Origin of the sequence: Sinomonas sp. G460-2 (genome assembly GCF_047759905.1) — a bacterium.
Taxonomy (GTDB): domain Bacteria; phylum Actinomycetota; class Actinomycetes; order Actinomycetales; family Micrococcaceae; genus Sinomonas.
The window spans coordinates 1-26346 of the sequence record NZ_JBKZWT010000002.1; the positions used below are offsets into that span (position 1 = coordinate 1).

Consider the following 26346-nt stretch of genomic DNA (forward strand, 5'->3'; position numbering starts at 1 on the left):
GCAGAAGTACGACGTCGGAGCGCACCTGACGCCGGGACGGAACCAGATCGACGTCGTCCTCTCCGACGGGTGGTACCGCGGGCGGAACAGCGGCGCCCAGCGCAGGAACGTCTGGGGCGAGACGACGGCGGCGCTCGCCCAGCTCGAGGTCGACCTCGCACCCGGGGAGCGGATGACCGTCGGCACCGGCGGCGACTGGGTCACGCTCCCGAGCCGGATCGTCCGGGCCGACCTCATGGGCGGCCAGACGACCGACTTCCGCATCGACCCCGACCGCGCCGAGCCCGCACCGGTCCGCGTCGGCATCGTCTCGCCGCCGGCCCCCACACGCTCCCCCGCCGCACCCGTGCGGCGCGTCGAGGAACGAAAGCCGCTCTCCCTGACCACGCTGCGCGACGGCGTGTCGATCCTCGACGCTGGCCAGAATCTCTCTGGGTGGGTGCGGCTCGCGAATCTCGGCGCACCGGAGAGCGAGACCGTTCTCGAGTTCGGCGAGCACCTCGACGCAGCCGGCGACCTGACCACCGCCCACCTCGACATGACGGCCAACGACGGCCGGAAGCTCGAGTTCCACCAGACCGACCGGGTCATCGCCGGCACACACGGTGACGTGTTCGAGCCCCGGCACACCGTTCATGGGTTCCGCTATGTGCGTATCTCCCACCCCGGCCGCGAGCTCTCCGTCGATGACTTCACGGTCGTCGTCGTCCATTCGGACCTCGCGCGCAGCGGATGGTTCCGCTGCAGCTCGCCCGATCTCGAACGCCTGCACGACGCCGCGGTGTGGAGCTTCCGTGGCAATATCGTCGACGTCCCCACCGACTGCCCCACCCGCGAGCGCGCCGGCTGGACCGGGGACTACCAGGTCTTCGCGCCCGTCGCGGCCATGCTGTACGACGTCGAGGGATTCTCGCGGAAGTGGCTGCGGGCCGTGCGAGACGACCAGTGCGGGGACGGGCTTCCGGCCGCCTTCTCCCCGGATTCCGCCCGGATCAAGCGGCACCCCGCGAACCCGTCCCGGGTCATGGGAGCGTCGGCGGGCTGGGGCGACGCGACCGTGCTCGTCCCGTGGGCGGTCTACGAGGCCTACGGGGACCCGGAGGTCCTCGCGGAGAGCTGGGACTCGATGACGCGATGGGTCGACTACGCCCTGCACCTCGCCGAGACCCTCCGACACCCATCGCGTGTAGCCCGGTCTGCGGACCCGCTCCCCCACGAGCGGTACATCTGGGACGGTCCGTTCCACTACGGGGAATGGTGTCAGCCCAGGCGCCGCCGTGCGGACGGTTCGCTCCTCGATCCTATGGAGGAGGACTCCTACGCCTACATGAGCGCGGACCGCGGGGAGGTGGGAACGGCCTACCTCTACAGGTCCACGTCCGCGCTGAGTCGGATCGCCCGCCTGCTCGGACGGGGGGAAGCCGCCGATCGCTATGCCCTCGTCGCCGAAGCCGTGAAGGCGGCCTGGCAGACCGAATTCCTCGCCCCCGACGGGCGAACCCACGACGACTCCCAAGGCGCCTACGTCCGAGGGCTGGCCTTCGGCCTCATCCCCGAGGCGCTGCGCGGTGCGGCGGCCTCACGCCTCGTGGAGCTCGTCCACGAGGCTGGCGACCGGCTCGGCACGGGCTTCCTCTCGAGCGGGCTCCTGCTTCCCGTACTCGCCGACCACGGCCACGCTGACCTCGCCTACCGGCTGCTCTTCCGCCGCGGCACGCCGTCCTGGCTCGGAATGCTCGACCGCGGCGCGACAACCGTCTGGGAAGACTGGGACGGCATCGACGAGAACGGCAACGCCCACGCATCACTCAACCACTACAGCAAGGGCGCAGTCATCCGCTTTCTTCACGAATACCTCGTGGGCCTCCGCCAGGCACCCGATTCGGTCGGCTGGGAGCGCTTCGAGGTTCGTCCCCTGCTGGGGGGAGGCGTCACATCGGCGGGCTTCCGCTTCGTCTCTCCCAGGGGCGAGATTTCGGTGTCATGGGTCATTGACGACGACGGCGGCGACTTCCGCATCGACGTCACCGTCCCTGCCGGAAGCACGGCCCAGGTCACGATGCCCGACGAGACAACAGCCGCCTACGGTCCTGGACGCCACCAGGCTTCCTGCCCGGCCCCAACCCCCACCCATGCAACGAGAATTGAGAGCTCACGATGAAGATCGCCACCGAGGACTTCGGCCGGATTGAGGTCACCGACGTCCCTCTCCCCGACCACCTCCGCGATGTGACGGCCACCTACACCTTCTCCGGCAAGGTCTTCGTCCTCTACCGGACCGACGAGCACCCACGGAGCGAGGACTGGTACCACGCCGCCGTCCTCAACGACGACGGCACCGACTTCACGAACATCTTCTCGGGCCCCATCCCCGAGCACCCCAAGGCCAACGGCATCCGCCACATGCCCTTCGCCGACAACCGGCGTGTGCTGCTCGGCGACTACGTACTCGAATGCAGCCCGGACATCGACACCTGCACGAGGGCCGAACTCGTGGCGGTCGAGTACCCGTGGGGGCTCGAGCAGGACCCGATGACCTCGCACCACTGGTCCGAGATCATCGTCTCAGCGGACAACGAACACATCGCGTGGACGATCCTGCGGAACGACATGGGAGCAGCTGTCGCGTTGGGGCACCTGACTCGGGCCCACGACCGCTACATCATCGAGGACCCGGTCGTCATCAGCAGCACAGAGAGGTTCGCCGCCGACCCCGGGCGCGAGGGCTGCGTTGTCCCCCTCCCGATCAGGGGCGGTGAGGTCAAGCAGTTCGTGCGCGGCGGCACGGCGATCTCCTCGGCCGGCGGCAAGAACGCCTTCCTGACCGACTCCGTCGTCCAGGACCTGACCACGGACGAGGTCGTCCGGGTCACCCGCACCCCGGGCTACGACGAGACGACTATCTTCTCGCCCGACGAGCGCCTTGGCCTCGTCATGACCTCGCGCGCCTCACAGCGCACAGACCCGGCGGTCCTCGGCTTGGTCCCGCGGCCGCACGGAATCCTCTCGGGCATGGACCTGGCCTGGATCGTCTACCAATACGCCGTCTCCGGCGTGCGCAGCTTCCGAGAGGGCAACATCGGCCCTGTGCTCATCGACATCGAACGGTCGATGAGCGAGCCCGGCTACCAGGGCGTTGCGCTCAACGACCCCGACGAATCGTGGGTCTATGTCTCGCCCATGTCCTGGCACCCGTCCGGTCGGAAGGCGATGTGGCCGGAGATGCTGCGCGGCAGCGAACGGCCCGGCGTCTACCGTCAGATTCGGGTGCGGGTCGCGCACCTCGTCGACCACGAGCCCTCCGCGCCGGTGCCCGTCCGGCCGACGCCTCTCGCCGTCCCCTACGGCATGGCGGGTGAGGCTGCCGAACGAGTCCTGCGCGGGCCGGCCGAGCATCTCCGCGCGGGGCGCATCGCGGGGCAGCACTCGGGGCACCTCGACTTCGAGAGCCAGCCGGGCAATTTCTCGGAGGGACTCGCAGCCTCGGTCACGACCACGTACGTCGACTACAGCGACGACGGCCGGACATTCTACAACGGCTGGGAGCGGACCCTCAGCTCGTTCGCCGCCGAGAGCGTCTATGCGGCAGACCTCGACGTGACGGGAGACGAGTCGGGCGAGATGAGCCTCCGCGCCACCTGGTCGAGCCTGCGCGACGGCACGCGCCTGCTCTTCGGCCCCGCCGAAGACGGCCTGCCCAAGAGCCACGGCTTCGCGCGCTACGGCGGTCAGGTTCTCAAGGTCGAAGACCTCGCAGAGTGATTCCCGATCCAGCCGCCCATTCCCCTGAAAGGACTCTCAGGACCTTCGCTGCCCCGGAAGTCTCCGACAAGCCCCTAGCGGAGCTGCTCTCCCTCGCTGGCCGCTCCGCGGTCGTCACCGGTGGCGGCCGCGGGCTCGGCAAGGCCATCGCCTCCCGGCTCGCCGAAGCCGGCGCCGAGGTCCTTATCGGGGACCTCGACGAAGAGTCCGCGCGTGCAACCGCCGCTGAACTCTCCGACCGCTACGGCGTCTCAGCGCACGGAAAGCTCATGGATGTGACCGACAGTGCATCCGTCGCCGCCGCGGCCAACATGGCCGAGGCGAGGTTCGGCGGCCTCGACATCTGGGTCAACAACGCGGGGATCTTCCCCAGCGTCCCGCTGCTCGAGACGACCGATTCGCTGTGGGACGAGGTCTTCGCCGTCAACTCCCGCGGCGTCTTCGTCCGGTTCCCGCGAAGCCGCCCGGCACATGGCCGCCGCCGGGCGGGGCGGCGTCGTCGTCAACGTCATCTCCACCGCAGGCTTCCGCGGCACTGCCCCCGGCCTCGCCGCCTACGTCAGCTCGAAGCACGCGGCACGCGGCATGACGCGGCAGCTCGCCCTCGAACTCGCGCCCCACGGCATCCGGGTCCTCGGGGTGGCTCCCACGTACGTCCCGACCGAAGGGAACCGGATCGCGGGTGCCGGGCCCGTGCCCGACGGCGGCTCGCTCCCGCCCATGATGCTTACGAGCAGACTCGGCCGCGTCGGGGTCCCGGACGACGTCGCGCGGGTCGTGCTGTTCTGCGCCTCCGACCTCTCGGTCCTCATGACGGGAAGCACGTTGCTCGCAGATGCGGGGGAAACGGCCTGAGGCCAGAGGCCCTGCGCGGTACGGCCTCGTCGCCGATTGCCAGCGCCATGAGCTGCGAGGTGTATGCGACTCTTGAGGATTGCCCGACACATTCGCACCCTGGCTGTGGTCGCTGTCAGAAAGCGACGGCCCGGTCGCAACCAGCTCATGGAGACCGATGGACACGCGATCAGGATCGCGGCCGCCCCAAACCAACCGGCAACTTCAAATGCTTGATTCATGACTCATGGACGCCGTCATTTCTGGGGTTCTGCCTGGCGGCCGAGGTGGAGCTGCCAGGGGACGGCTGGGAGTGCAGTCGTGCTTCCCGCGTCGCCGGTGGGTTTGAAGGTTTCGCCGATCAAGCTGCCGGTGTTGGTGGCGATGACGACATTCTTCTGGTCCACGATGCACGAGCCCGGGGGTAGAGAGAGCAGAAGGGGTTCGAAGCTCGCCTGGAGCTGGCCGATCAGAACATCGGCGAGGGCGACCCCGACCAGCCCGCCTTGCTGGGTGACAGGTTTGCTGAAGGTGATGATGTAGGCGTTCGAGCCGTTGCCGTCCGCGTAGGCGTAAGTGGGGCGGATGGCATCCTGGGTCCCTCCCTGCGGCCACCACGGGGTGCTGGTGTAGTCGTAGAACTCCAAGTCCATGTGCAGCCGCTGCTGGGTATGCTGGCCGACGGGGGTGTAGGACCAGATCAGGCGGGGTTCGCCGAAGAACGATGCGTCGGCCATGATACCCAGCCCGTACAGCGTTGGGGAGACCTCACCTAGGGTCCGGCGTGCGACGTCGTAGACGGCCTCCAGCTCCTCCAGTCCGGCGGTCGGGGCGGCCGCGAGGGCAGCGTGGACGGCGTCCTCGACGACGCGGATCGAGGAGGCTGCGGTGTTCTGGATCTTTGACGCAAGGGCCTCGATGGAGGCGATGACGTACTCGAGTCCGGCGCCCGCCGGCGGGGCCCCGGGGGCGGCGGTGTCCATGGACATGCGCAGGTCGATGAGGCGATTAATGTCGCCCCGGACGTGCTGTTCGGCCCTGGCTCGGGCACGGGCCACGTCCCCGGCCAGTATTGCCTCCACGATGGCGGCGTGCTCCGTGGCCGCCTGGCGCCCGCGGTCGGAGGCGCTGGACCACACCAGCGGCCCCACCTCGGCCAGCAGGGCCATCTCCTGGCGGCTGAGCCGGACCGAGCGCGAGGCGGCCGCGAGCTCCATGTGGAACCCGCTGTCCGCCCGGGTCATCTCCGCGGGCCCCTGGGCGCCCTCCACCATGGCCGCCAGGGACACCAGGCGCGCCACGGAGATCTGCTCACTCCTGGCCGCCGCCGCAGCCGCCGCCGATCCTGCCAGCACGGCCCGGTATTCCCGGAGGTCCCGCAGCTCATCCAGCGAATACCCGGCGAGGGTCTCCCGGCGCGCTCTGGCTATGTCCCCCATGTTGGCCTTGACGAAGCTGCCCCCTCCCCGGCCCCGCCGCGTCTCCACGAGCCCCAGGTGGCGCAGCTCGGCGAGCGCGGTGCGCAGCGTCTGGGTCGAGACGCCCATCATGGCCGCCAGCTCGCTCTCGCTGGGCAGCTGGGTGCCGTCCTCGAGGACACCGAGTTCGATAGCTTGGCGGAGCCGGCGCCCGATCTCCTCCCCGCGCTCTGCAATCTCCAACGGCGCGAACGCGAGTTTCTCTGTCCAGCTGCTGCTCATGGCACCCCCTCCTACATCCGCCCTCTGGCCATGCATCCTCTCGAACCAGTATAGGGCAAACTCTTGACATGTGAACTCACAGGTTTATTCTTAATCACAGGAAGCGGAACGGGATGCAGATCCCCAACCGACCGCCGTCAGCAAGGAAGTAGGAGGGCGGGGCCATGTTGCACACCAGCGATGTCGTCCACGCCTGGAACCGGGCCGGCAACTACACACCGGACGACCGCCTCGGACTGTACGCGCAGGCACTGGCCGCGACCAGCGCGATCGGCGCATACCGCGTCTTGGACGATTACGCCGAAGACCTCGCGATCCTGGCCCTGTACCGGGTCGACCGCCCCCATGCGACCATCGCGGACCTGCACCAAGTGCCGCCGCTGGCGCTCGCCAGCTACCACCAGCTCCTCCACGACCTCGCCCACGAAGGGCTCGGCCCGGCCGACTCCCGCGGCAGCGTTCCGATGGGAGGCCTCCGGTGAAGCGCCGCACCCCGCGCACCACGACCGGCCTGACCGCCGCTGCCCGGCTCGGCGACGAGCAGCCACAGGCCGGCGCGACAGCGCAAGAGCTCCTCAGCCGCGAGCTCGAGATCGCCGCGATCCTCACCGACCTGAACCTGGACTGACCTCATCCGAGGCGTTCTCCGACCACGCGAGAGATCCCGCCAACCGCGGACTCTCGCGACCCGCCAACGCACCCAGACCGGTGCCCGCCTGATTCTTCGGCGCTGGGAGGAAACGAGCGAACCGGACAGCTGTCTCGCGGCGTTGAAGTTGGCGAAAAGCGTCTGAAGCCGAGATCGACCCGTTCGCAAGTTATCCGGACAGACCCTTCGCCGGGCCCTGCCTCACCAAACGGAAGTCGAAGGCGCTTGCAAGGTGCTGCTCGATGGAAAAAGAGACGGGGCGCTCGTCGGCGTCGTAGTCGACTTGTTTGATCACGAGCAATAACTCATCGGGTGACACGCCGAATACGGGTGCAAGTTCGGCGCCTGCCGTAGCTGGTTCGATGGCGGCGATGCCGAAGGCGACGTCGACACCGCAGACATCCGACAGGAACGCGTAAAGAGACGCTCCAAGACTTGCCGGATTCGGCGGCAACAACGCGGCTGAGAAATAGTCATGTTCGACCGTCACGGGTGTTCCGTCGGAGGTCCGGACCCGGTAAAGGTCCACGACGGCTGCGCCAGGTTCCAAACCGAGACGGGCTGACACGTCTTCGCTCGCTGAACCCAGACGCCACGACATCTCAGCGATCCCGGGCGTGTGTCCCCCCGAGCTGATGAGCTGATCAGAGCCGACGTTCTGGTGAAGGCTATTGACCAAGGGGCGAACAGAGTTCACGTACGTGCCCGAGCCATGTCGTCGGTCGACGAGCCCTTCGCTCTGAAGCTGCGCAAGTGCGGCGCGAACGCTGACCCTGCTGACGCCGAGTTCTTCTGCGAGTGCGGGTTCGGAGGGAAGGCGGTCGCCAGCTATCCACCTGTCTTCTCTGAGAAGCTGGCGCAGCGCCTGAAGCGCGCGATTCGTTGCACTGGGTCGGCGCGAGACCGCCTCGCGCAATCCCCCGTCAACGTCGAGCATGCGAATCACTGATTTCAGTCATGAATGCCTCACCCAATCGGTACCCGCGTTGCACCTGTACAACCGCGGAAGCCACCGTTGAACTTCGGATTTGATGTGTTGACGAGTGCAAACGTGCTCCGCAAGAAGCAATGCTGCTATTCGACATTCTCGCCGGGGCCTCCTGCCCACACCATCAGCACCGGTTCGGTGCCGCGGTTGTGAATGCGGTGTGGAATGCTCGGCGGGATAGCGATAGTGTCACCCGCCTGCAGGGGGTACTCGTTCTCGCCGTCATCGATGATGCCCTCCCCCGACACGCAGTAGAAGATCTCCCAGGAGTTTGCGTGCCCTGGGTCGACAGCTCCGGTGTCTCCCGGGTTCACCAGCGAACTGCCGAACCAGAGGGCATCGTTGCGGAGGTATTCGTGGCAGAGCTCCGGTCCCTCGTGGAAGACCTTGGCATCTGACTTTCGGATGATGGTGGGCTTCGACAATGTCATTCGTCCTTCTCTGGTGGATGGGTTACCTATGGGCTTGCGGTCCCGAGCAGGGCTGCCTGGGTATCCACTGGTCATGTCGGGCGATCTGCTCGTACCGGTGCCGTTCTCGATCGGCCTCGGCGTCCGACCAGCCCAGTGTGTCTTTCATGAGGGCGGCAATCCGGGGCAGTGCGTCGCGGCCACGGTCGGCAGTCTGAATCGCAATTCGTGTTCGGCGCTCGAGCACATCGTCGAGGTGCAGCGCACCCTCGTGAGTACACGCGTGCACGATCTCCGCGGCGAGAGTTCCGGCACCACCGGGGATTTCCTCACGTAATTGAGGGTGGTCTTCGATGAGATCGAGCAGTTCGGCGATGCACGATCCATAGCGCCGTGAGAGGCGCTCCGCCTGGGTTAGGCCCAAGGCTTGCTCGTCCGCCCTCACGCCCTTCGCCGAGCGTGGTGCGTCGAATCCCTCTGCCCCAAGCAGGGGCGTGCGATCGGTGGTGGACGCTGGTATGGCTGGGTCACCGAGCGCGGTCGCAGCGGTGTCGATCAGCTGCGCTGCCATGGCGCGGTACGTCGTGAACTTGCCACCGGTGATCATTGACATGCCCGGGACCGGTGAAATAATCGCATGCTCACGGCTGAGCCGGAAGGTATCCACGTCGGGCTCCCCCGCCACCAGCGGGCGCAAGCCGACGAACACGCCGAGGATGTCGGCCGCTGACACGGGTGTGTTGAGGACGCTGTTCAAGCGTCCCAGGAGGACTGCGACATCGGCGCGGTCGGCTGCAGCGCAGGCCGGGTCGGCGCCCTGCCACTCAGTATCTGTGTCGCCAACGAGCCAGGATCCCTGCCACGGAATGACGAACAGGAGTCCCGTGGCCGTGCGTGCCAGCAGGCCGGTGTCCATGTCGATCGCTGACTTCGGCAATACGATATGGACGCCCTTCGAGAGGCGCAACTCGGGTCTCGTCAAGGACCCGGAGGGCACGAGGCTGCCGGTCCATGCGCCCGCGGCGGTGACGGTGTGCCGTGCGCGGATAGCGATGCCCTCGCCGGTCTCCAGATCGGTGCATTGGACTCCGATGGCCCGTCCGTCTTCAATAGCGACGTGGTCGGCGCGGATTCTCGTGGCAATCAGCGCGCCGTGTGCTCTCGCGGTCCGCGCGACGGTGATCGTGTATCTTGCGTCGTCGGTCTGAACGTCGTGGAACAGCACGCCTCCCACGTAGCCGCTGGTGCGGAGCGCGGAAGCGACCCTGGCAACACCCCTGCGGGAGAGGTGCCGGCCTGCAGGGATATGCCGAGCGCCGCCGAGGCGGTCGTACAGCGCAATGCCCGCGCCGACATAGAGGCGTTCCCATACGCGGTGGCGGAGGGGCAAGACGAACGGCACAGGCGTGACGAGGTGTGGAGCGATTCGCTGCAGCAGCAGACTCCTCTCGCGGAGCGCTTCGCGCACGAGCCGGAAGTTGAACTGCGCCAGGTAGCGCAGGCCGCCGTGGATGAGCTTGCTGGACCTGCTGGATGTACCGGCTGCCAGATCGGTCTGCTCGATCAGTCCCACTGTGAGCCCGCGAAGTGCGGCGTCGAGCGCTGCGCCCGCCCCCGTGATGCCGCCGCCGACGACGAGCACGTCCAGCTCCTCCCGCCGCATCCCATCGATCGATTCACGGCGCTGGGCCACGCTCAATCGATTCGTTTCAGACATGTATGACATGTTGGCATCTCTGCAGACATATTTCAAGCTAGGTGTGTCTCTTCGGCATCCGTGTCGGACCGCGCGAGAGCTTCTTTGGACCGCGCGCTACCCCGACGGCATCTGCCAATGTTGGCCGATCTCTTGCGAACCGCGGACTAGACCTTCTTGCTCGAGGCATCGAGGAAGACCAGCGCCACGCCGACGGCTACGACGGCGAAGCCGATCAGAGTCATACCGGTGAGGGTGTCCCCGAACATCAGCCATGCCCACACGGCTGCGGTCGGCGGCGTGAGGTAGATGAGCGTGCCGACCCTGGTGGCGCTAGTGCGGCGCAGTACGACCCAGTACAAGGTGTAGCCGCCGGTGATGGAGAACACCACGTACCACGCCACCGTTACCCAGAAGTCGCCGTTCGAAAGGTGCGGCCCGACGAACTGTCCAGTGACTGCCGCAAGGGCGACGAACACGATTGCGCCGACGAGGACCTGGATGCTGAGCCGCTCCGCTACTGGACGTTGGCTCGGCCGTCGAGCCTCGATCAAGGTGGCAGCGACAAGGGCGAGCATTGCGGTGAACGGCAACAGGTAGGCCCACGCGGGCGCGGCCCCTCCCTGGAGGTCGCCGCTCACGGCGAGAGCGACGCCGGCCAGGCCGGTCACCAGTCCGGTCCACTCCCGTTTCTTCACGGTTTCCTTGAGAATCAGGGATGCGATCGCGCCGGTCATCATCGGCTGGAGTGCGGCGATGACCGCTGCAGTGCCGACGCCCACGCCGTACTGGACGGCGGCCACCGCACCCCACGTGTAGACAACTTGTGAGAGTAGGCCAACGAGCACCTGCTGTTTCCAGCCGGCGGGCATCCGTCGCGCGCTGTTGGGTCTGGGGGTGGTGGTAATGATCAGGATGACCACGGCGACCGGGCACAACACCACCATCCGCCATGACAGCAGGTTCAGCGCGGTGAATGCCTGAGTTCCAAGCCGGGAACCGATCCATCCGGAGCTCCACGCAAGAACGAAGGCAACCGACAACCCGGCGGTTACCCACGAACTGGTGCTCCGGGAGGTCGGCTCAGCAGACGCCGGCGCGCTCATACTGCTCCGCCGGCTCCAGGCTCTGCAGGATGTCGCTCACCGTAGACTCCACAAATTCAGCGCGGTCCGACACGTCGCCTTCGGAACCGTGCAGAATGCGCGATGAGGTCACGGGAGCGGAGCAGTATTCGAAGATGCCTTCGTTGATTGAGGTGTGCATGGCGTTGAGGAACCCGCGCCTTTCGTAGCGTTCGAGGCTGCTCGCGCCAAGCCCGACGAGGTGGATCCGCTTGCCGACCAACGCCGTTCCTTGAGCGTCCTCGTCGATTCCCTTGCCCCACGCCCAACCGATGCTGAACACCCTCTCGATCCAGCCTTTGAGGACGGAAGGGATTCCCCACCAGTAGATGGGATAGACGAAGACGATGGCGTCTGCACGACTGGCCCGATCCTGTTCCCGCCTTACGTCGCCGGGCACGGGCGCCTCCAAACGGTATGCCTGTAGGTCCTCCATGGTGAACGCCGGCGCGAAGCCCTCGGCGCTCAAGTCCGCCACCTCCACGGTGTGCGCGGACGACAGCCCTCCGGCAATGTCTCGCGCCACAGAAGCTGTCAGCGATTCGGCGTCAGGGTGGGCGAGGACGATAAGAACATGCATTGTGTGTGGTTGCCTTTGCATCGGGGTCGGGCTCCCTCGGTTGAACCTGCCCAGAAACGGGTCTGGAGCAGACCGGGGAACGGCGTTGTGGTTGGCGACGTTGGTCCCGTCACATTCCGCTTACGGCTGCTGGCCCAGCCGGAACAGTGGCGTCACCGCTTGCTGCAGCGCCTCGTAGCGCGTGAACAGCCGGTCGTAAACGTCGGCGTTGTCCTTGTTCGGCTTGAATTCGCGGTCGTAGTGCATCGATGAGCGTGAGACGTCAATGACCGATGCACACACTCCTGCTGCTCCACCCGCGAGGATTGCTGCGCCGCGGGAAGCAGCCGATTCCGTGGCGAGAAGGGTACGGATCGGCAGGTGGGTTGCATCCGCCTTGATCTGGCACCAAACGTCCGATTTCGATCCGCCCGAGAGCGAGATGATCTCGCCCACTTCGACGCCGAGCCTCGAAGCGGCCTCGATCATGCGGCGGAGGACGATGGCTACGCCTTCCATGATTCCGCGGGCGACGTGTTGCTTCGTGTGGGCCAGTGTCAGGCCGAAGATTACTCCTCGCGCATACGCGTCTGTGTCAGGAGGGCCGGCGCTCTGCAGATGTGGCAAGACGATGAGATCGTCTGCGCCCGGTCTGACCTGGCTGACTTCGAAATCGATGAGCGTGTAAGCGCTCTTTCCGCAGAGCTCTGCCACCTTGAGCTCGTCGGCGCAGAACTGGTCACGGTACCAGCGCATGACCATGCCGCCCGTGGAGAACATGTGCACCATGAACTGGCCGGGGATGGCTGCGGGAAAGCAGGGAACCTCGCCCGAGGGATCGACCACGATGTCCTCGGTGATCGTGACGGTTGCCAGCGCAGATCCTGTGCTCTCCGAGAAGATTCCAGGGATCGCGTTGCCTACACCGAGGGCCCCACAGGCTTGGTCGAGCGCTCCCACGGACACCGGAACACCCTCTGGAAGCCCCAACTCGGCAGCGGCCGACGCCGTGAGCGTCCCGACGATCTCGCCTTGTTCCTTGATCTCGGGGAGCTGCTGCTCAGTGATGCCCAGGTACTCCAACATGTCCGGCCAGTACTTCCGCTGCCTGATGTCGAACAGCATCGTTGTGCAGAGCAAAGAGTCTTCGCTTGCGAGCGTGCCGGTGAGCTGCTGGACAAGGAAGTCCTTCAGCAGAGCGAATTTGGCGGTGCGTTCGAACATGTCCGGTTCGTTCTTCCGCAGCCACAGGATCTTCGATGCGGGCCAGATGGCGTCCATCCCCACCTGCCCGGTCACCTCTTGCAGCGTCGGACGCGTAAAGCGCTGCTCGATCTCTTCTGCCTCGGCGGTCGCGCGGTTGTCCATCCAGACGATGGCCCGGCGCAGGGGCTGCGCCTCCTCGTCCAGGCACAGGAATGTCTCGCCCTGGCAGGAAAGTCCGAGCGCGCGGATCTCGCGCGGGCTGACTCCAGATGAAGCAATGGCTCGTCTGACCGCCAGCGCGAACGTCGAGGTATAGGTATCGACCTCAAGCTCGACGTGTCCCGCCGCAGCGGTCAGAAGGGAATACTCCTCAGCGTGGCTTCCGATTTCGGCGCCGTGCGCATCGAAAATGGCAGCTTTGATCGCGCTCGTTCCAACATCGACCCCCAACAGGTAGTCAGTCATGACACCTTCATTCTCAGATCGTGCAGCGTGTCGACGACGAACTGCAGGTTTTCCTTGAACGATCCGCCCGGGACGAATCGACTTTCGAACAGTGCCCCGCCCATGGTGAACCCTAGCGGTCCAATCTCATCCATGAGTTGCACTTGCTCCACCGTATTGATGCTGCCGGCGATGATGACACGTTCGCCGCCGACCCTGGCAACCAGTTCCCTCGCCAGCGCGACGGGGTCTGCGGTGACCGACCGATAGGCAGTCAGATCGACGCCGTCGGTGCCGGCATCGAGGACGCGCTGGGCGTCCTCGACGATCTCTTCGATGCTACCGGTGAGAGCGATTTGCTCGCCGCTGACCTCCCCGCAGAAGGGGAAGTACTTCAGCCCGGCCTCTTGGGCGAACGCGTGGACGGCAGGTGAGTAGCGGGTGCCTGTGAAGTATTCGATGCCGCAATCGCGGGCGAGGCGGGCCGCCTCGAGTGCCTTGGCCTCTTCGAACTGGACAACTTCGAGAACCGGAGTCTTACCCGCCGCGCTGAACTCCTCGACAAGCCTCACCATTTCGGGTTTTGCCAGGCCGACGTCCTTGAACCCCCAGAAGGCCACCGGAAGGTGAGCGCACTCCAGGAAGAGTTCTCGGGCATTAGGGACCGTCACGTCCTGATTGGTGAGCATGACGATGAGTTCTGACTTCATGTTGGTTCCGATCTGTAACGTCTATGGGGGTGTGGTCCGCGTGCTGCGGTACGGCAAGGAGGGGCCGTATCCATCTGGGATCGTCCGAGTTTCGGGCGCGGTCTGTCTGCGGAGCCGGCTCCGCCGGGTCGAAACGGCGGGATCCTCGCCGTATGCGGCCGCGGGAGAGCTACTCCGCGCTGCCCTTGCCTGCACCAGCACTTATGCGGTCCGGGGAACATCATCGCCGTCGAGAGCTGACAGGCGCTGATGGCCGCGATCGTCACCAAGCTCAGGGATGTCGCCGCCGGAGATCTCGAATGCCTCTTGGGTCCGGCAGGATCATCCACAAGCACAGCGAGCGGCGAAACCGCCGCATTGGCCCGATCCCGCCCATAGCGCCGGGGTGACCGGGGCTATGGGCGGGTCCGTGCTCAATCGACGGAAAGAGCCGGTGACCTGCGCGCAGCGGAAGCACTGTCCTGTGCGAAATCAGATGCCTGCGTCTGCAGCGCGGCTCGGGCGGAGACATTCGGCACCCGGCGCGCCTGGTGCTCAGTGCCGAGCAGACTCAGAACGTTCTGGCCTGCTTGCAGGCCCGTGGCTATGGAAGTCTCGGTTGCGAGCGAGCCCAGGTAGTCTCCCGCGAGGAAGACGCGGCTGGCGCCGCGCATCAGCGTTTGCTGGATCTTGCCGCGGCCGGGGAAGCAGTAGGGCGAGCCCTCGGCCCAGCGAGAAACTCCGGCATCGACGACGCTGTCGGCGAAACCGTGACCCAGGACGTCGTCCAGGTCCGCTTGGTGAATCCGCGCCACCTCTTCGTCGCTCTTGTCGAAGAGGGCGCGTCCCTTGTCGCCTGGGGAAAACACCATGAAGCTGCCGCCGGGTGTGCGCTCCTTCTCGCTACCGCGGATGATGTTCGAGTTGTTCGTGGCGATCGAGAAGGATTTCTTCGGCGCCGCGATGCAGTAGACGTCGTCCCAGGGACGAGGCTCCGTCTCGTTTGTGAGGAATGAGCTGACCACGTGCGGGCCGTACTTGATCTGGCCGAGGGCGTCCCGAAGTTCGGTGGGCAGATCGACTCCGATGCGGTGCGCCACACTCGCCGTGGGAGCAAGGATGGCGGTTCGCGCTTCGACTTCGCGGTCCGTACCGTCCTGGCGGTATCGCACCAGCACGGAGTCCGTCTTTTTCACGACCTCGTGGACCTCCGCGCCAGTCTGAACGCGATCACCGAGGGCAGCGGCCATCGAAGTCGTCAGGGTCGACGGGCCGCCGACAATATACCGGTAAAGGCCTGAACCGCTTCCCAGCACCATCGTGAAATAGCCGATGCCCTGACCTGCAGAGATTTGATCCAGCTCGCCGCACACGCGAGTCACCGTGACTTCGAACAGCGCCTGGGCGTCGTGCGGCACGTTCTTGCCAATGAAGTCGCGGAAAGAGCGGTTGTTCTCGAAGTCGAAAATTCTCTGCTGGCGCTCGGCAGGTGACTCACCCGGACGAGCGCGCACGACTTTGAGGTATTTGAAGACCAGCGAGGAGAGAATCTTGGCGCCCACCGCGAACGTCCCCACCCGGGCCGACAAGGGCATCGGGATTCGAAGTGGATACGTCGCGAGCGAACCTTTGGTGAGGAGTTTGCCGTTCATGGACATGCCGGTCAACAAGCCCGGAATTTGCACGGTGTTGATTCCCACTTCGTTGAACAGGGTGTCCGAGGCCGATCCTGGGCCGGCGTACATATGTCCGCCCCAGTTCATCCAGTGCTCGCCGCGCCGTTCCGAGCGGACCCGTCCTCCGATTCGTTCGGTGCTCTCCAACACGAGGTTGTCGTAGTAGCGTGTACGCCATGCTGCCGAAAGGCCGGCAAGGCCGCCCCCGACAATAACTACGTCTTTCATTTGCTTGTTCTTTCTCTACTTGGCGTATTTTTCTTTACGCGTGCTGGCGAGGACTCACCGTCTGCGCCGCCGTCGGGAGCTGCATGTCGTAAGAAACGACTTCTTCCCTGACGTGAAGGCCAGCGGCGGTGCGCAGCTGGGAACTGGAACCGTCAGCGCGGTCACATTCTCAGGGTGCTCACCTGCAGGTAGTCGCAGACAACCTGCATGAGCTCGGCATAGTCGCCTTCCTTGATGAGCCAGTGATGGCCGATGCCTTCACGGACCATGGTGTCCACTACCTTGCTGGGCTTTTCGCTGAAGCGCAGCTTGGCATACAGCCTGATGCCAGCGGCGTCCCACTCCTCCTGGCTCGCCTCGAGCGTCGACGCGTTCGCCACCAGCATCTTGTAGTTGCCAGCGGCACCGGCCAAGCTACAGACCGTGACCTTCTTCAAGGGCTTGACCGTGAAGCAGACCTGGGTGCCGTCACCCATCTGCTCGACGCGCACCTCGTTGACGCCCTCAGCGTAGACAGTCGCTGTGCTTCCCTCGTGAGCGAAATTGAGTTGGTCGTTCTCGTCGTCGAAGCTTCCTGTTTCACCGAGGATCGATGCGATGGCCACCTCGTCGCCAGAGGCTGCCGTGTTGAGGATGTGCTGAACCACAGCGTTGCCGAGGTCGCCCTCAGTCTCGACGACAAGTCCCTCGTCGCCCAGCCAGGAGGCTGCGAGGTTCAGCAGACCCGAGTACCTCGGGTAGCACTCGCCGACGACCACGTCCAGGTTGTACTTCTCGACAATCGCCTTCGTGCCGAGATACACCTTGGCCGACCAGAGAAGCGTTTCATCACTTGCATTGACCTTGCCGGTCCGCGAAGCCAAGTCCTGCAGAACGCTTCTTGCCTCGTCGTCGGCAACTCCCTCTGCGAAATCGGTGATTTCTTCCATCTCCAGGTGAACGATGGTGGCACCGAACTTCTTCGAGAACTCCCATTCTTCGTTCACCATGTCCATGGCGCCGGCGATCCGCCAGTAGTTGCGAGGACCGACAAATGCCACGCGCGCATTCGCGAGGGTGCTGATAATGTGTCCTGCCTTAGCGACCAGGACGGCCTTCCGGACGGCCGCGTTATCGGTCGGCAGACCGTACACGTACTGGTACGGGATGTCCTGTATCTTGAGGATCGAGGTGAAGTGCTGAACGCAGGCCATCGAGAGCGTCTCAGGATACGGGGTGGCCCAGTACAAGGTCGGCAGGCCTAGTTCCCGAGCGAAAAGGTACTTGAGCGAGTCGCTCTGCCAGGTCGCGTCGACTATCGCAAGGGAAGTGATCCCGGAGTTCTTGAACTGATCGCAGACCGCGAGGGCGTCCCCGACGTTCTCTACGACGCGCTGGCCCACGACCAGGTCGATGCCGGCCTCGGTCAGCGATTTCGCGGTGGCCGCGAGCAGATCGTCGCACCGATCGCCGCCGAGCTCATATCTGCTGACGAGTACTACAAGCCCCATTTTGGGTGCCATTATGATCTCTCTTTCAGGTACCGCATCTATGTCCTTGCGCATGTCTGGCTTGATTCCGTCGCCCCCCAGATGAACGGGTCAGCCGAGGGAGTTCCCGGGTGAGTCGGCTGGTGCAGGCCGTTCCGGTGGCTTCAGGCCGACCGGAGCGGCGAGCCCCTCGCTCTGGGGTGGGGATCGCGCCGTTTCGCAAGCACGCAGCAACGCGATCCCGCCCGCTACTTCAGAAAGATGGCCGTACTCATCGAGCCCGGTGCTACTCGATCCCTGCGAAATCGAATACTGCGTCGACTGCGGCCTTTTCGTCTGCAGTCAGATCGAGCCGGGGACGACGCACCGAGCCCACGTCGATGCCCCGGTACTTGGTGACGATGTACTTAATCGTGGCTGGAACCTTCTCGGCGTTCTCCATGAGGTCGAATACCGGCAGGTACTTCGCGTAGTGCTTCTTCGCCCATTCCCAATCACCGGACATCGCTGCGTCGTAGAGAGCCAAGGCAGTCTTGGGAGCGAAGTTGGCGGACAGGCAGACCCATGCCTTTGCGCCCATCATGAAGCTTTCGAGAGCCATGTTCTCGTCGCCGCAGAACACGTTCAGGCGGTCCGGAGCATCGATCAGGGCCTCCGTCGTGCGGTGGATATCAGCCGTCGACTCCTTGAACGCCTGCGCCGCAGGCAGTTTGAAGATCTCCTTGAGAGACTCCCTGGAGATGTTCACCCCAGAGTTCCAGGGGTTGTTGTAGATCATGAGGGGCAGAGTGGTGTGCTCTGCAATGTAGCGGTAGTTCTCGACGATCTCGGTCTGATTGGGGTTCGAGTAGAAGGGCGGCAGCAGCATGGCGATGTCAAGGCCCGCACTCTGATCGTGATTGATCAGATCGATGACCTCGTCCGGCCTTTCGCGCGCCACACCAGCGGCAACGGTGAGTCCCTTCTCCTTCAGATACGGGACCATTTCCGAGATGTAGTACTTGTGTTCGTCGTTCGTGAGGCTCTGGTACTCACTCGTGGCGCCCAGAACAATCGCGTTCTTGATGCCATTGTCGACGAGCCAGTCCGCGTGCTTCTTTGCGGCCTCGAGGCGGAAGGAGCCGTCTTCGTTGAACGGGGTCACCAGAACGGGGTAAACCCCCACAAACTTGTCGTTCACTCTCGTTACCTTTCTTGGGTCTACCGATGTAGTCCGATCTTGCGGTGGTCGAGCCAGCTGTCGGCGGTGGCTGCATGTTGGCGGAAGTGGTTCGCCCTTCGAGGCAAGTTGTATGACAACAACCATTGAGATGACTTTCACACATCGGGGAGGAGCTGTCAAGGGGCTGTCGGCGCAGGCGGGGGCCGAAACCCCATGATGTCCGCCCAGAGATGCGGCAACCTCGGAGGGACTTGGCGAGAGCTGCAGTGGGGTGACGGCGCGGGCGCTGGCGCGAAGCCCTGATGCGCGCTGAACCGGTGAGGTCGCCGCGTTTGCGGGGCAGACCTCTTCACAATTTCATAGATGTATGACAACCTTTACGAGGTCGGGTACATCACACCTAGTGTTGCAGAGTCGCAGACGCCAAGGAGCAAACATGTTAGATACCAGGATCTTGTCCAAGCCAGACCTTTTCAGGAGACGGTTCCTGACCCGGCTGTTCGTCGTGCTTGCCGGTGGCACGCTCCTGGACGGCTTCATCCTGGGAGTCATCGGCCCCGTTACGGTCACCCTGGCGACTGACCTGAGTCTGACTTCGACCGACGTTGGCCTGCTTGCCGCAATGGCCATGCTGGGAATCCTGATCGGCGCTCCGTTGGGCGGCTGGGCGACAGACAGGTGGGGACGGAAACCACTGTTCATCATCGACATATCACTGTTCGTCGTGGCATCCGGGGTGCAGTTCTTCGTCGATTCGCCCGGGCTGCTGATGATCGTTCGATTCGTCATGGGCATAGCTATCGGCGCTGAGTACTCGGTGAGCTGGCCGATGCTGTCCGAGTTTGCACCCGCCCGCAAACGCGGCCGGCTGATGTCCGTGAACCAGCTCGCCTTCTACGGCGGATTCATGGTGGCCTACGCGTTCGCCTACTACCTGAACTCGGTCGGCGTTTCGTGGCACTGGATCCTCGGCTCCTCGACGTTCCTCGCGCTTGCGCTGCTGCTGGGCAGACTCGGCCTTCCGGAGTCGGCGCGCTGGTTGTGGAGCAAGGGCCGCAAGGACGAAGCTCGCGCCATAGCCTTCAAGTACATGGAGGGCGAGTCCGATATCGCCGAGTTCGAGCAGGTCACGGCGCACAAGACGAAGGGGCGGTTCGCAGACGTCTTCTCGCGCAAGTACATTCGGTGCACCGTCTTCATCACAATTTTCTGGTTCTGCAACGTGCTGCCGTATTTTGGGATCGCAACGTTTGCCGATGCAGTTCTGACGCAGTACGGCCTGTCCGGCGGTCTTGCCGGCGGTGTGGGACTGTCGATGATCGCAGTGATCGGTGTTGCGGTCACCATGTGGCTGATCGACAAAGCAGGCCGACGGGTGTTCACCGTGCCGCCGCAGTGGATCATGCTCGGCATCTTCCTATTCCTCGGGCTCTGGTCTGGTATCCCAACAGTTCTGGTTCTCATTCTGTTCTTGCTCTTCTCGTTCTTGAATGCGATCAATGGTGTGCTGGTCGCTGTGTACCCCGGTGAGCTGTTCCCGACCGAGGTCCGCGGCGTAGGCATCGGTTTCGCTGCCGCGGTCAGCCGGATCGGCGCTGCGGTCGGTACGTTCCTACTGCCTGTCGGAATCGACAAGCTCGGAATCAGCTCCGTGCTGCTGATCCTCGCAGGCGTCGTCGGCGTCGGAGCTCTCATCTCGCAGCTGTGGGCGCCGGAAACCAAGGGCAAGACCTTGTCCGAGTCGGCAGCCGGGTGGTCAGCCCACTGAGCCCGCGGGCCTCTGAGATCGGCTCTTGATTCATTGTCGCACTGGGTTTTCGACGCCACGCGCTTGCGTCGGGAATTCTGCGAACCCCGCTCAGGGCTCGTCGAGGGCCCTGGAATCGTCTCTCACCGCAGACCGAGCTCTTCTCTGCGAAAACACAGGGAATTGCTTACGAGATTCTTCACCGAATTAGACGGAGGAAAAGCATGACCTTGACCCCAGGAATGTTAAACGGGAAGACCATTCTTATCACCGGTGCGTCCGGTGGGATCGGCGCAGCCACTGCCCGAGTGGCACACCGTGAAGGCGCCGTTGTCGTCGTGCATTATGGTTCCAACCGGGCATCAGCCGAGTCGCTGTCCGCAGAACTTGGCGACGGCCGCGTTCACCTGGTCCAGGGAGACCTCGCCAATCCTGCAGAGACCAAGAGGGTATGGGAGGACTCAGTCCGGGCGGTGGGACATCTCGACGTTCTCGTCAACAATGCCGGCGCATACATCCCGACGCCGATGGACGACGACGATGCATGGCGGGAGGGGTGGGAACGCAACGTGGCACTGAACATCATCGCACCCGCAGATCTCACCCGGTACGCGATCCGTCATTTCCAGGAACGCAACGGCGGCATCATCGTCAACGTGGCAAGCCGATCTTCACACCGCGGCGACAACCCCGGGTACTTCGGATACGGGGCCGCAAAGGGGGCGCTGCTGTCACTCTCGCGTGGCGTCGCCCGTGGATATGCCAAGGACGGTGTACTTTCGTACGCGGTTGCACCAGCGTGGGTCGCCACCAGCCTTACCGGAAAGCCCGTCACCGCAGAGGCAGCCGCCGCACTTCCACTCGGCGAGGTGATCCCACCCGAAGATGTTGCTGAGACGATCGCATTTCTTGCCTCAGGGCGGGCCCGGCACACCACTGGAACGACAGTCGACATCACGGGTGCCGACTACGTCAGGTAACCGAACATTGCTTCACTAGCGATCTATGCAAGTGCGGCCGGAGCTGTTCACATAGCTCCGGCCGCAAGAATTACAGGACAAGGGACGTCTAAATGGTCGGTGAGAGTCACCCAATATCCAATCAGCAATCGTCTTTGCCGCAGGAAATCCACCTGGAACAGGTTTTGGACTGGGGCACCCTCACCCATCTGGATGAACTCGAACTGGTGAGTCACTCGGGCGAACCCGTCGCCGCAGGGCGAGTCGACATGCTCGCTCCCGACGGAAGTGTGCTTTGGCTTATCCAGGACAACGGCAAAGGCCGGGCACTGTTCCTGCCGGAGGACGACGTAGTTGTCTTCCGGCATACAACAAAGCCTGAACAGGCAAATTGGCAGAGGCGTTAGAAAACCTGGACATTACATGCCCCGCGCAGGGGTTGGCGCGATGAAGGGCACCCGGGGGAGCGTCAAATGGCTTCGCGTCGTGTTGTAAGGGCGGTTGGAGCCCTTGTTAACGGAGTCGCCGTGCGTGGAAACCTGCATGCAGAGAAGACTGAAAACTGTCTCCGCCGGACATCGAGTTCGCGGCGCACCGTCCTTCCCGACGGGCAATGGAACGCGCTTCGCGCCGACGGCGCCAACCGACTTTCCGCGGGGAAAGGGCCGCGCCGCGGACGGAGGACTACCTTGAAGGCATCACGCACACCCCGCATCGCCGTCGCTCAGGGACCACCAGAAATTCCTCGTCGTCATGGAAGACATGGGTCCGCCTGAGGGCATCCTTGCTTGACAGTCAGATACCAGGCCCAAAAAGGGTTTCATCCAGACAAAACCCAAGGCAAGGAAATCAAAGATGTTTAATCTACGCAGCTCCTGAGTTGCGACGGCTTAGCCTAGGCTAAGCCGTCCTTGCATAACCGATCTCCGTTATGCGCTGTGGAGGAAGTGGCTCATGCCGCCGTCCACGTACAGTAGCTGGCCATTGACGTAGGACGACGCATTCGAAAGCAGGAAAACGGTTGGGCCGCCGAGCTCCGACGGGTCGCCCCAACGTGCCGCAGGGGTGCGCACCTTGATGTTGTTTGCGAAGGTCTCGTCCTGGAGCCGTTCCTTGTTGATGTCGGTTGCGAAATATCCGGGAGCGATCGCGTTGACGCGAATGCCGTGGGCCCCAAGTTCGGCGGAGGCGGCTCGCGTGAACCCCACGATCGCCCCCTTTGCCGAGGTGTAATTGCAGATCCCGGCGCGCGGGCTGGAGAACGCTATCGACGAGATGTTTACAATCCGGCCCCGGTCAGCAGCATCCGATTTCTTCATCTCTGCAGCTGCCGCCTGCGTCAGCAGGAAGGGCGCGATCATGTGGACCGCCATGATCCGCTCGTAGGTTTCCGCGGTCTCGTCGGGCAGGGCGTTATGCAAGAGCATGCCTGCATTGTTCACCAGACCCCAGATGCTGCCATGGCGCCGGATGACCGTCGGAATCGCGGTGGCGACGGCCTCACGATCAGCCATGTCGAAGGCCAGGTAGTCGGCCTTCAGTCCTTGCGCCTCCAATTCTTCCTTTCGCGCTTTTCCTACCGCTTCGTCGCGTCCATTGAGCACCACCATTGCACCGGCCCAGGCCGCGGCTTGAGCGGAGGCCCAGCCGAGCCCACGCGTGGATCCGGTGATAAGGACGACCTTGCCGTCCAGTGTGAATGGGTTTTTCATTTGATTATCTCTGAATCCTCGATTGGCTTGAAGGGCTTGACCCCGTGATGTGGACACGCTCGAATCCCGGGTTCGGTCCGGTGGAAGCGAGACGATCCACTCATGGCAAAGACGAGCTACTCGGAGGAGTTCCGCCGCGACGCGGTGGCGCTGTACCGGGACACGGAAGGGCGACGATCGCGGGGATCGCCGCGGATCTCGGGATCAAGGACGCGACGCTGTCGGGCTGGTGCAGGGCTGCGGGGGTGCCGGTGCGGGGTCGGCGCGGGAGCGCGGCTGTGCCGGCCCCGGCGGCGGATGAGCTGGCGCGGTTGCGGCTCGAGAACGCCGAGCTGTGTGGGGACCCCTGTCCGTATTCGACCGTGCAGGACCGGTGCGCGCGTGAGCCCGTACGCAGTTCGCTGGTCCTCGGACCGCATCGTGCTCTGGGCACACAAGCACGAGTCCGGCGAGAGCCGCCAGGCCGTCTACACCTGGCGGCTCTCGGAACTGATAGCAGCTCCCGGCCCTCATTACAGGGCCTCGATCGCCCCGTCTAGACGGCAGGACGCACGGGCTCAACTTTCTCAACCGGCGGATTGGGGGCGAGCGGTGGTTTGGTTCAGGCTGAGCTCCACGCTGTTCATTGACTAACCACAATCTCGTCAAGGTGGGTAAATTCCGCCCGCTCGCCCGTCCCGCCCTTGATCCGCACGGGGAGCCCGGTCCGGGCAGATTCATAAATAGCGAGAATGATTTGCAGTGACTTCATCGCTTCGCGGCCACTCACGCCGGGGGCGCGTCCTTCACGAACGGCTTCCACAAAATCAGCCACCTGGAGTTTGTGCAGTGGCACGAGCCTGGCGTTGATGTCGGCCACGGGAATATCTTCCTGGATTCCATCCGCGAAAACGTCGATGGTCCGCTCTTCGCCCCGCACAGCCCACAAGTCGTTGACGGCGTCGGCGCCTTCAGGGTACTCGGTGACATTCACAGTGGCTCCATTGCTGCCGGTCACTACGATCCGGCTACCCAGACTGGGGGATGCCGCAACCGTTGCGGTGAGCGTTGCCACAGCACCTGAGGCAAAGGTAATGAGGGCAGCCGCTGTATCTTCGACTTCGATGGAACCGCCAAGGACAAAGGTGCCTGCTTTGGCGCTCACTTCCACGGGTTCTCCCATGAACCACTGCAACAGGTCGATGTTGTGGATGGCCTGCGTCATCAGGACCCCTCCGCCGTCCGCGGCCCAGGTGCCCCGCCAGGCTGCAGTGTCGTAGTAGTCGGCCCCCCTGTGCACGAGGACCTGGCAATGGCCGAGCATGGGCCGGCCCAGCCGCCCATCATCGATGGCGGCACGCAGCGCCTGGGCGCCGGGCCAGTACCTGCGCTGGAACACTACGCCGAGGGTAACCCCGTTGCGCTCGGCTGCCTGCACCATGCGCTCGGCAGAGGCCAGGTCAATTGCCACCGGCTTTTCGCACAAGATGTGCACACCTGCCGTAGCAGCTTCGGTTACCACCATCTCATGGGTGGGGTGTGGCGTGCAGACGCTGATGGCGTCAACTCCGACTGCGATGAGTTCGCTGACGGACTGGACCGCGTGGGCAATGCCTCGTTCGGCGGCAAAGCGCTCGGCGCGGGCGAGGTCGACGTCGCAGACGCCCACAACCTGAACGCCGGGAAGTTCAGAGTATGACTGGTAGTGGTTGTCTGCGATATTGCCGCAACCCACTATACCTACGCGGAGGGACTGGCTCATGAGTGTTCTCCTGACCTGGATGGAAGAAGATTTAGGTTTTGCTGGAGATCGGAGCCCTCAGCTTGTCGGGGGATCCGGAACGTTTCCTTCGCGGTCGAAGCCCCCCTGACCGCGAGAAGGGAAATCACCGCGGAAATGGTTGCCACGGCAGCGAATTCTTCGGTGGCGTCTCAGTTTGCGTCGTAGGTGTTGGCGATGTAGACATCACACGATGCGTTGTGGGCCACGCTGTTGGCAACGCTGCCCAGGACGCGCCCGATCCCCTGCATCCTGCGGTTGCCCACCACGATGATGCGGGCTTCCTTGAGGTTCGCTTCCCTGATGAGGGCATCGGCTGGCCTGCCGCTGACTGCGGAGTAGGTGATATTGATGTCGCCGCCTAGTGTGTCCGCCACGGACCGGGCGACGTGTTCGGCCTTGTCCGCGTCCGACACTATCCATTTGTTGCTGCCGCTGCCGAACACCTCCGAACGGTCAGGGTCGAAGGCCGAAACCACGTGGAGGGTTGCGTCGAGCGCGGCGGCAAGGTCCCTCGCAGCCTCTGCTGCCTTTCTGGCCGTCGGGCTGCCGTCAACCCCTACAACGATGATTCCGCTCATGTGCATGCTGCCTTTCTTGCTGTGGAACGCGTGGGAACTGGAGCACTTTTCGGCTGTTGGTCGCATGCGGGCGGCGCCGGACGGGGACATCCGGCGCCGCCCATTACGAATAGCGCTTCTTGTCAGAGTTCGGTTGGCGCGCCGGGCTCGCCGACTTTGGGGTCGATTCCGTACTTCTCGAGGATCTTCTTGATGGTGCCGTCTTCGCGGAGCTTCTTGATGTCATCGTCCAGTGCATTGCCCAGCGCCGCATTGTCGAGGCTGGACGGCAGCATTACCTGGCCGACCGCAGCGAACTCGGGGACATTCGCGTTCGGCTTCACGTCGACCACGGTGGCGCCCGCGATGGGGGAATTCTTCAACCGGTAGCTGGCGGATGCCGCCGATGTCACGAGGGCATCGATGCGGCCCGCTTTGAGGTCACCGTAGATGGACTCCTCGTCCTGGTAGATCTTGAACTTGTCGCCGAGCCAATTCTGCAGAGGGGCGTTCCAGAGGTTACCAGCGACAGAGCCGACCACTTTGCCCTGAAGATCGTCGCTGGTGATGCCCTTCGTGGAGACAATCGCCCCCGGGTCGCTCCACAACGGCGTGCTCAGGTGGACGATCTTCTCTCGTGCCTTGGTGCGCAGCCAGTTTCCCGAACCGATGTCGACGCGCTTCGACTGCACGGACGAAATGACCGCTCCCGCACCGCCGGAGGTGCTCACCGTGACCTTGAGACATTCGAGCTTGGCGATCTCCGCGATCAAGTCACCCTCCATGCCGGTGAGATTGTCGCCATTCAGGATCGTCGCGGGCGCAAAGTCGTAGCTGGCAACCGTGAGCTCGCCGTCGGAGACGGTTTTGAGGCCACTGTGTGCCGGCTTGCAGCTGGATGCGTTCCCGGCGGTCTCGCTGCCGCCGCAGGCAGCGAGGGAGACGGCGAGCAGGCCAGCGGCGGTGCCGGCGGAAAGCACGCGCACGAGCGTACGGTGGATTCGCGTCATGGT

Annotated in this window: 23 protein-coding genes and 1 pseudogene; 9 read left to right on the forward strand and 15 right to left on the reverse strand. The window is 64.1% G+C overall.

Annotated features, from left to right (window positions below):
• The 4 genes and pseudogenes from ACLN58_RS00395 to ACLN58_RS00410 all read left to right on the forward strand — a co-directional run.
• A partial coding sequence (locus tag ACLN58_RS00395; RefSeq protein WP_415853292.1) for a family 78 glycoside hydrolase catalytic domain occupies positions 1-2161 on the forward strand: 2161 nt, incomplete at its 5' end.
• Positions 2158-3762, forward strand: a complete 1605-nt coding sequence (locus tag ACLN58_RS00400; RefSeq protein WP_415853293.1) for a hypothetical protein — start codon at positions 2158-2160, stop codon at positions 3760-3762. The genes ACLN58_RS00395 and ACLN58_RS00400, both read left to right, overlap by 4 nt.
• Positions 3759-4148 (forward strand): annotated as a pseudogene (locus ACLN58_RS00405) (SDR family NAD(P)-dependent oxidoreductase); the annotation flags it as partial. The gene ACLN58_RS00400 and the pseudogene ACLN58_RS00405, both read left to right, overlap by 4 nt.
• Positions 4149-4233: 85 nt before the next feature.
• The gene (locus ACLN58_RS00410; RefSeq protein ID WP_415853294.1) at positions 4234-4617 is read left to right on the forward strand and encodes an SDR family NAD(P)-dependent oxidoreductase; all 384 of its coding nucleotides are present in this window, start codon (positions 4234-4236) and stop codon (positions 4615-4617) included.
• A 236-nt stretch (positions 4618-4853) separates the two neighbouring features.
• Here the strand turns inward: ACLN58_RS00410 and ACLN58_RS00415 are convergent, their stop codons facing one another.
• Positions 4854-6296: a GntR family transcriptional regulator gene (locus ACLN58_RS00415; RefSeq protein ID WP_415853295.1), complete on the reverse strand. Its 1443-nt coding sequence runs from the start codon at positions 6294-6296 to the stop codon at positions 4854-4856.
• 164 nt (positions 6297-6460) lie between these two features.
• On the opposite strand from ACLN58_RS00415, the gene ACLN58_RS00420 reads away from it, so the two are divergent.
• Both ACLN58_RS00420 and ACLN58_RS00425 read left to right on the forward strand, forming a co-directional pair.
• Positions 6461-6778 carry a hypothetical protein gene (locus ACLN58_RS00420; RefSeq protein ID WP_415853296.1) on the forward strand — a complete coding sequence of 106 codons (318 nt, stop codon included), beginning with the start codon at positions 6461-6463 and terminating at the stop codon, positions 6776-6778.
• Positions 6775-6924 (forward strand): hypothetical protein, encoded by a 150-nt coding sequence (locus ACLN58_RS00425; protein WP_415853297.1) that lies wholly within the window; start codon positions 6775-6777, stop codon positions 6922-6924. Before ACLN58_RS00420 ends, ACLN58_RS00425 begins: the two co-directional genes overlap by 4 nt.
• Before the next feature lie 190 nt (positions 6925-7114).
• Here ACLN58_RS00425 and ACLN58_RS00430 read toward each other — a convergent pair whose 3' ends face one another.
• From ACLN58_RS00430 to ACLN58_RS00475, 10 genes are all read right to left on the reverse strand, one after another.
• Positions 7115-7882, reverse strand: coding sequence for a GntR family transcriptional regulator (locus ACLN58_RS00430; protein WP_415853298.1), 768 nt, complete (start codon positions 7880-7882; stop codon positions 7115-7117).
• Positions 7883-8019: 137 nt separating this feature from the next.
• On the reverse strand, positions 8020-8358 hold the full coding sequence (locus ACLN58_RS00435; protein WP_415853299.1) for a cupin domain-containing protein: 339 nt from the start codon (positions 8356-8358) through the stop codon (positions 8020-8022).
• A 28-nt stretch (positions 8359-8386) separates the two neighbouring features.
• On the reverse strand, positions 8387-10060 hold the full coding sequence (locus ACLN58_RS00440; protein ID WP_415853300.1) for a glycerol-3-phosphate dehydrogenase/oxidase: 1674 nt from the start codon (positions 10058-10060) through the stop codon (positions 8387-8389).
• A gap of 146 nt (positions 10061-10206) precedes the next feature.
• Entirely contained in the window at positions 10207-11145 is a 939-nt protein-coding gene (locus ACLN58_RS00445) for a DMT family transporter (protein WP_415853301.1), read from the reverse strand.
• Positions 11123-11743, reverse strand: coding sequence for an NAD(P)H-dependent oxidoreductase (locus ACLN58_RS00450; RefSeq protein WP_415853302.1), 621 nt, complete (start codon positions 11741-11743; stop codon positions 11123-11125). The genes ACLN58_RS00445 and ACLN58_RS00450 overlap by 23 nt, the downstream gene beginning before the upstream one ends.
• A 120-nt stretch (positions 11744-11863) precedes the next feature.
• Positions 11864-13393, reverse strand: a complete 1530-nt coding sequence (locus ACLN58_RS00455) for a xylulokinase (RefSeq protein WP_415853303.1) — start codon at positions 13391-13393, stop codon at positions 11864-11866.
• The gene (locus tag ACLN58_RS00460; RefSeq protein ID WP_415853304.1) at positions 13390-14082 is read right to left on the reverse strand and encodes a hypothetical protein; all 693 of its coding nucleotides are present in this window, start codon (positions 14080-14082) and stop codon (positions 13390-13392) included. The genes ACLN58_RS00455 and ACLN58_RS00460 overlap by 4 nt, the downstream gene beginning before the upstream one ends.
• A 413-nt stretch (positions 14083-14495) precedes the next feature.
• Positions 14496-15965: a flavin monoamine oxidase family protein gene (locus tag ACLN58_RS00465; protein WP_415853305.1), complete on the reverse strand. Its 1470-nt coding sequence runs from the start codon at positions 15963-15965 to the stop codon at positions 14496-14498.
• A 161-nt stretch (positions 15966-16126) separates the two neighbouring features.
• Positions 16127-17509 (reverse strand): hypothetical protein, encoded by a 1383-nt coding sequence (locus tag ACLN58_RS00470; protein WP_415853306.1) that lies wholly within the window; start codon positions 17507-17509, stop codon positions 16127-16129.
• Between the two features lie 211 nt (positions 17510-17720).
• On the reverse strand, positions 17721-18614 hold the full coding sequence (locus tag ACLN58_RS00475; RefSeq protein ID WP_415853307.1) for a dihydrodipicolinate synthase family protein: 894 nt from the start codon (positions 18612-18614) through the stop codon (positions 17721-17723).
• 418 nt (positions 18615-19032) lie between these two features.
• Here ACLN58_RS00475 and ACLN58_RS00480 point away from each other — a divergent pair, with 418 nt between their 5' ends.
• The 3 genes from ACLN58_RS00480 (at position 19033) to ACLN58_RS00490 (ending at position 21709) form a co-directional block, all read left to right on the forward strand.
• Positions 19033-20364 (forward strand): MFS transporter, encoded by a 1332-nt coding sequence (locus tag ACLN58_RS00480; protein ID WP_415853308.1) that lies wholly within the window; start codon positions 19033-19035, stop codon positions 20362-20364.
• A gap of 203 nt (positions 20365-20567) precedes the next feature.
• Positions 20568-21323, forward strand: coding sequence for an SDR family NAD(P)-dependent oxidoreductase (locus ACLN58_RS00485; RefSeq protein ID WP_415853309.1), 756 nt, complete (start codon positions 20568-20570; stop codon positions 21321-21323).
• Positions 21324-21415: 92 nt separating this feature from the next.
• On the forward strand, positions 21416-21709 hold the full coding sequence (locus ACLN58_RS00490; protein WP_415853310.1) for a hypothetical protein: 294 nt from the start codon (positions 21416-21418) through the stop codon (positions 21707-21709).
• 522 nt (positions 21710-22231) lie between these two features.
• Here ACLN58_RS00490 and ACLN58_RS00495 read toward each other — a convergent pair.
• From ACLN58_RS00495 to ACLN58_RS00510, 4 genes are all read right to left on the reverse strand, one after another.
• A complete protein-coding gene (locus ACLN58_RS00495) occupies positions 22232-23014 on the reverse strand; it encodes an SDR family NAD(P)-dependent oxidoreductase (RefSeq protein WP_415853311.1) in 783 nt (260 codons plus the stop codon).
• A gap of 622 nt (positions 23015-23636) precedes the next feature.
• Positions 23637-24755 carry a Gfo/Idh/MocA family protein gene (locus ACLN58_RS00500; RefSeq protein ID WP_415853312.1) on the reverse strand — a complete coding sequence of 373 codons (1119 nt, stop codon included), beginning with the start codon at positions 24753-24755 and terminating at the stop codon, positions 23637-23639.
• Between the two features lie 170 nt (positions 24756-24925).
• Entirely contained in the window at positions 24926-25354 is a 429-nt protein-coding gene (locus ACLN58_RS00505) for a universal stress protein (RefSeq protein WP_415853313.1), read from the reverse strand.
• A gap of 122 nt (positions 25355-25476) precedes the next feature.
• Entirely contained in the window at positions 25477-26343 is an 867-nt protein-coding gene (locus ACLN58_RS00510; protein WP_415853314.1) for a substrate-binding periplasmic protein, read from the reverse strand.
• Positions 26344-26346: the final 3 nt, after the last annotated feature.

Excerpts from the sequence above, each read along its gene's own strand:
- ACLN58_RS00480 (WP_415853308.1), top strand. The coding sequence starts at position 19,033 with ATGTTAGATACCAGGATCTTGTCCAAGCCAGACCTTTTCAGGAGACGG.
- ACLN58_RS00400 (WP_415853293.1), top strand. The coding sequence starts at position 2,158 with ATGAAGATCGCCACCGAGGACTTCGGCCGGATTGAGGTCACCGACGTC.
- ACLN58_RS00500 (WP_415853312.1), bottom strand. The coding sequence starts at position 24,755 with ATGAGCCAGTCCCTCCGCGTAGGTATAGTGGGTTGCGGCAATATCGCA.
- ACLN58_RS00455 (WP_415853303.1), bottom strand. The coding sequence starts at position 13,393 with ATGACTGACTACCTGTTGGGGGTCGATGTTGGAACGAGCGCGATCAAA.
- ACLN58_RS00420 (WP_415853296.1), top strand. The coding sequence starts at position 6,461 with ATGTTGCACACCAGCGATGTCGTCCACGCCTGGAACCGGGCCGGCAAC.
- ACLN58_RS00495 (WP_415853311.1), bottom strand. The coding sequence starts at position 23,014 with ATGAAAAACCCATTCACACTGGACGGCAAGGTCGTCCTTATCACCGGA.
- ACLN58_RS00450 (WP_415853302.1), bottom strand. The coding sequence starts at position 11,743 with ATGCATGTTCTTATCGTCCTCGCCCACCCTGACGCCGAATCGCTGACA.
- ACLN58_RS00505 (WP_415853313.1), bottom strand. The coding sequence starts at position 25,354 with ATGAGCGGAATCATCGTTGTAGGGGTTGACGGCAGCCCGACGGCCAGA.
- ACLN58_RS00465 (WP_415853305.1), bottom strand. The coding sequence starts at position 15,965 with ATGAAAGACGTAGTTATTGTCGGGGGCGGCCTTGCCGGCCTTTCGGCA.
- ACLN58_RS00485 (WP_415853309.1), top strand. The coding sequence starts at position 20,568 with ATGACCTTGACCCCAGGAATGTTAAACGGGAAGACCATTCTTATCACC.
- ACLN58_RS00440 (WP_415853300.1), bottom strand. The coding sequence starts at position 10,060 with ATGTCTGAAACGAATCGATTGAGCGTGGCCCAGCGCCGTGAATCGATC.
- ACLN58_RS00470 (WP_415853306.1), bottom strand. The coding sequence starts at position 17,509 with ATGCGCAAGGACATAGATGCGGTACCTGAAAGAGAGATCATAATGGCA.
- ACLN58_RS00410 (WP_415853294.1), top strand. The coding sequence starts at position 4,234 with ATGGCCGCCGCCGGGCGGGGCGGCGTCGTCGTCAACGTCATCTCCACC.
- ACLN58_RS00460 (WP_415853304.1), bottom strand. The coding sequence starts at position 14,082 with ATGAAGTCAGAACTCATCGTCATGCTCACCAATCAGGACGTGACGGTC.
- ACLN58_RS00415 (WP_415853295.1), bottom strand. The coding sequence starts at position 6,296 with ATGAGCAGCAGCTGGACAGAGAAACTCGCGTTCGCGCCGTTGGAGATT.
- ACLN58_RS00430 (WP_415853298.1), bottom strand. The coding sequence starts at position 7,882 with ATGCTCGACGTTGACGGGGGATTGCGCGAGGCGGTCTCGCGCCGACCC.
- ACLN58_RS00490 (WP_415853310.1), top strand. The coding sequence starts at position 21,416 with ATGGTCGGTGAGAGTCACCCAATATCCAATCAGCAATCGTCTTTGCCG.
- ACLN58_RS00510 (WP_415853314.1), bottom strand. The coding sequence starts at position 26,343 with ATGACGCGAATCCACCGTACGCTCGTGCGCGTGCTTTCCGCCGGCACC.
- ACLN58_RS00445 (WP_415853301.1), bottom strand. The coding sequence starts at position 11,145 with ATGAGCGCGCCGGCGTCTGCTGAGCCGACCTCCCGGAGCACCAGTTCG.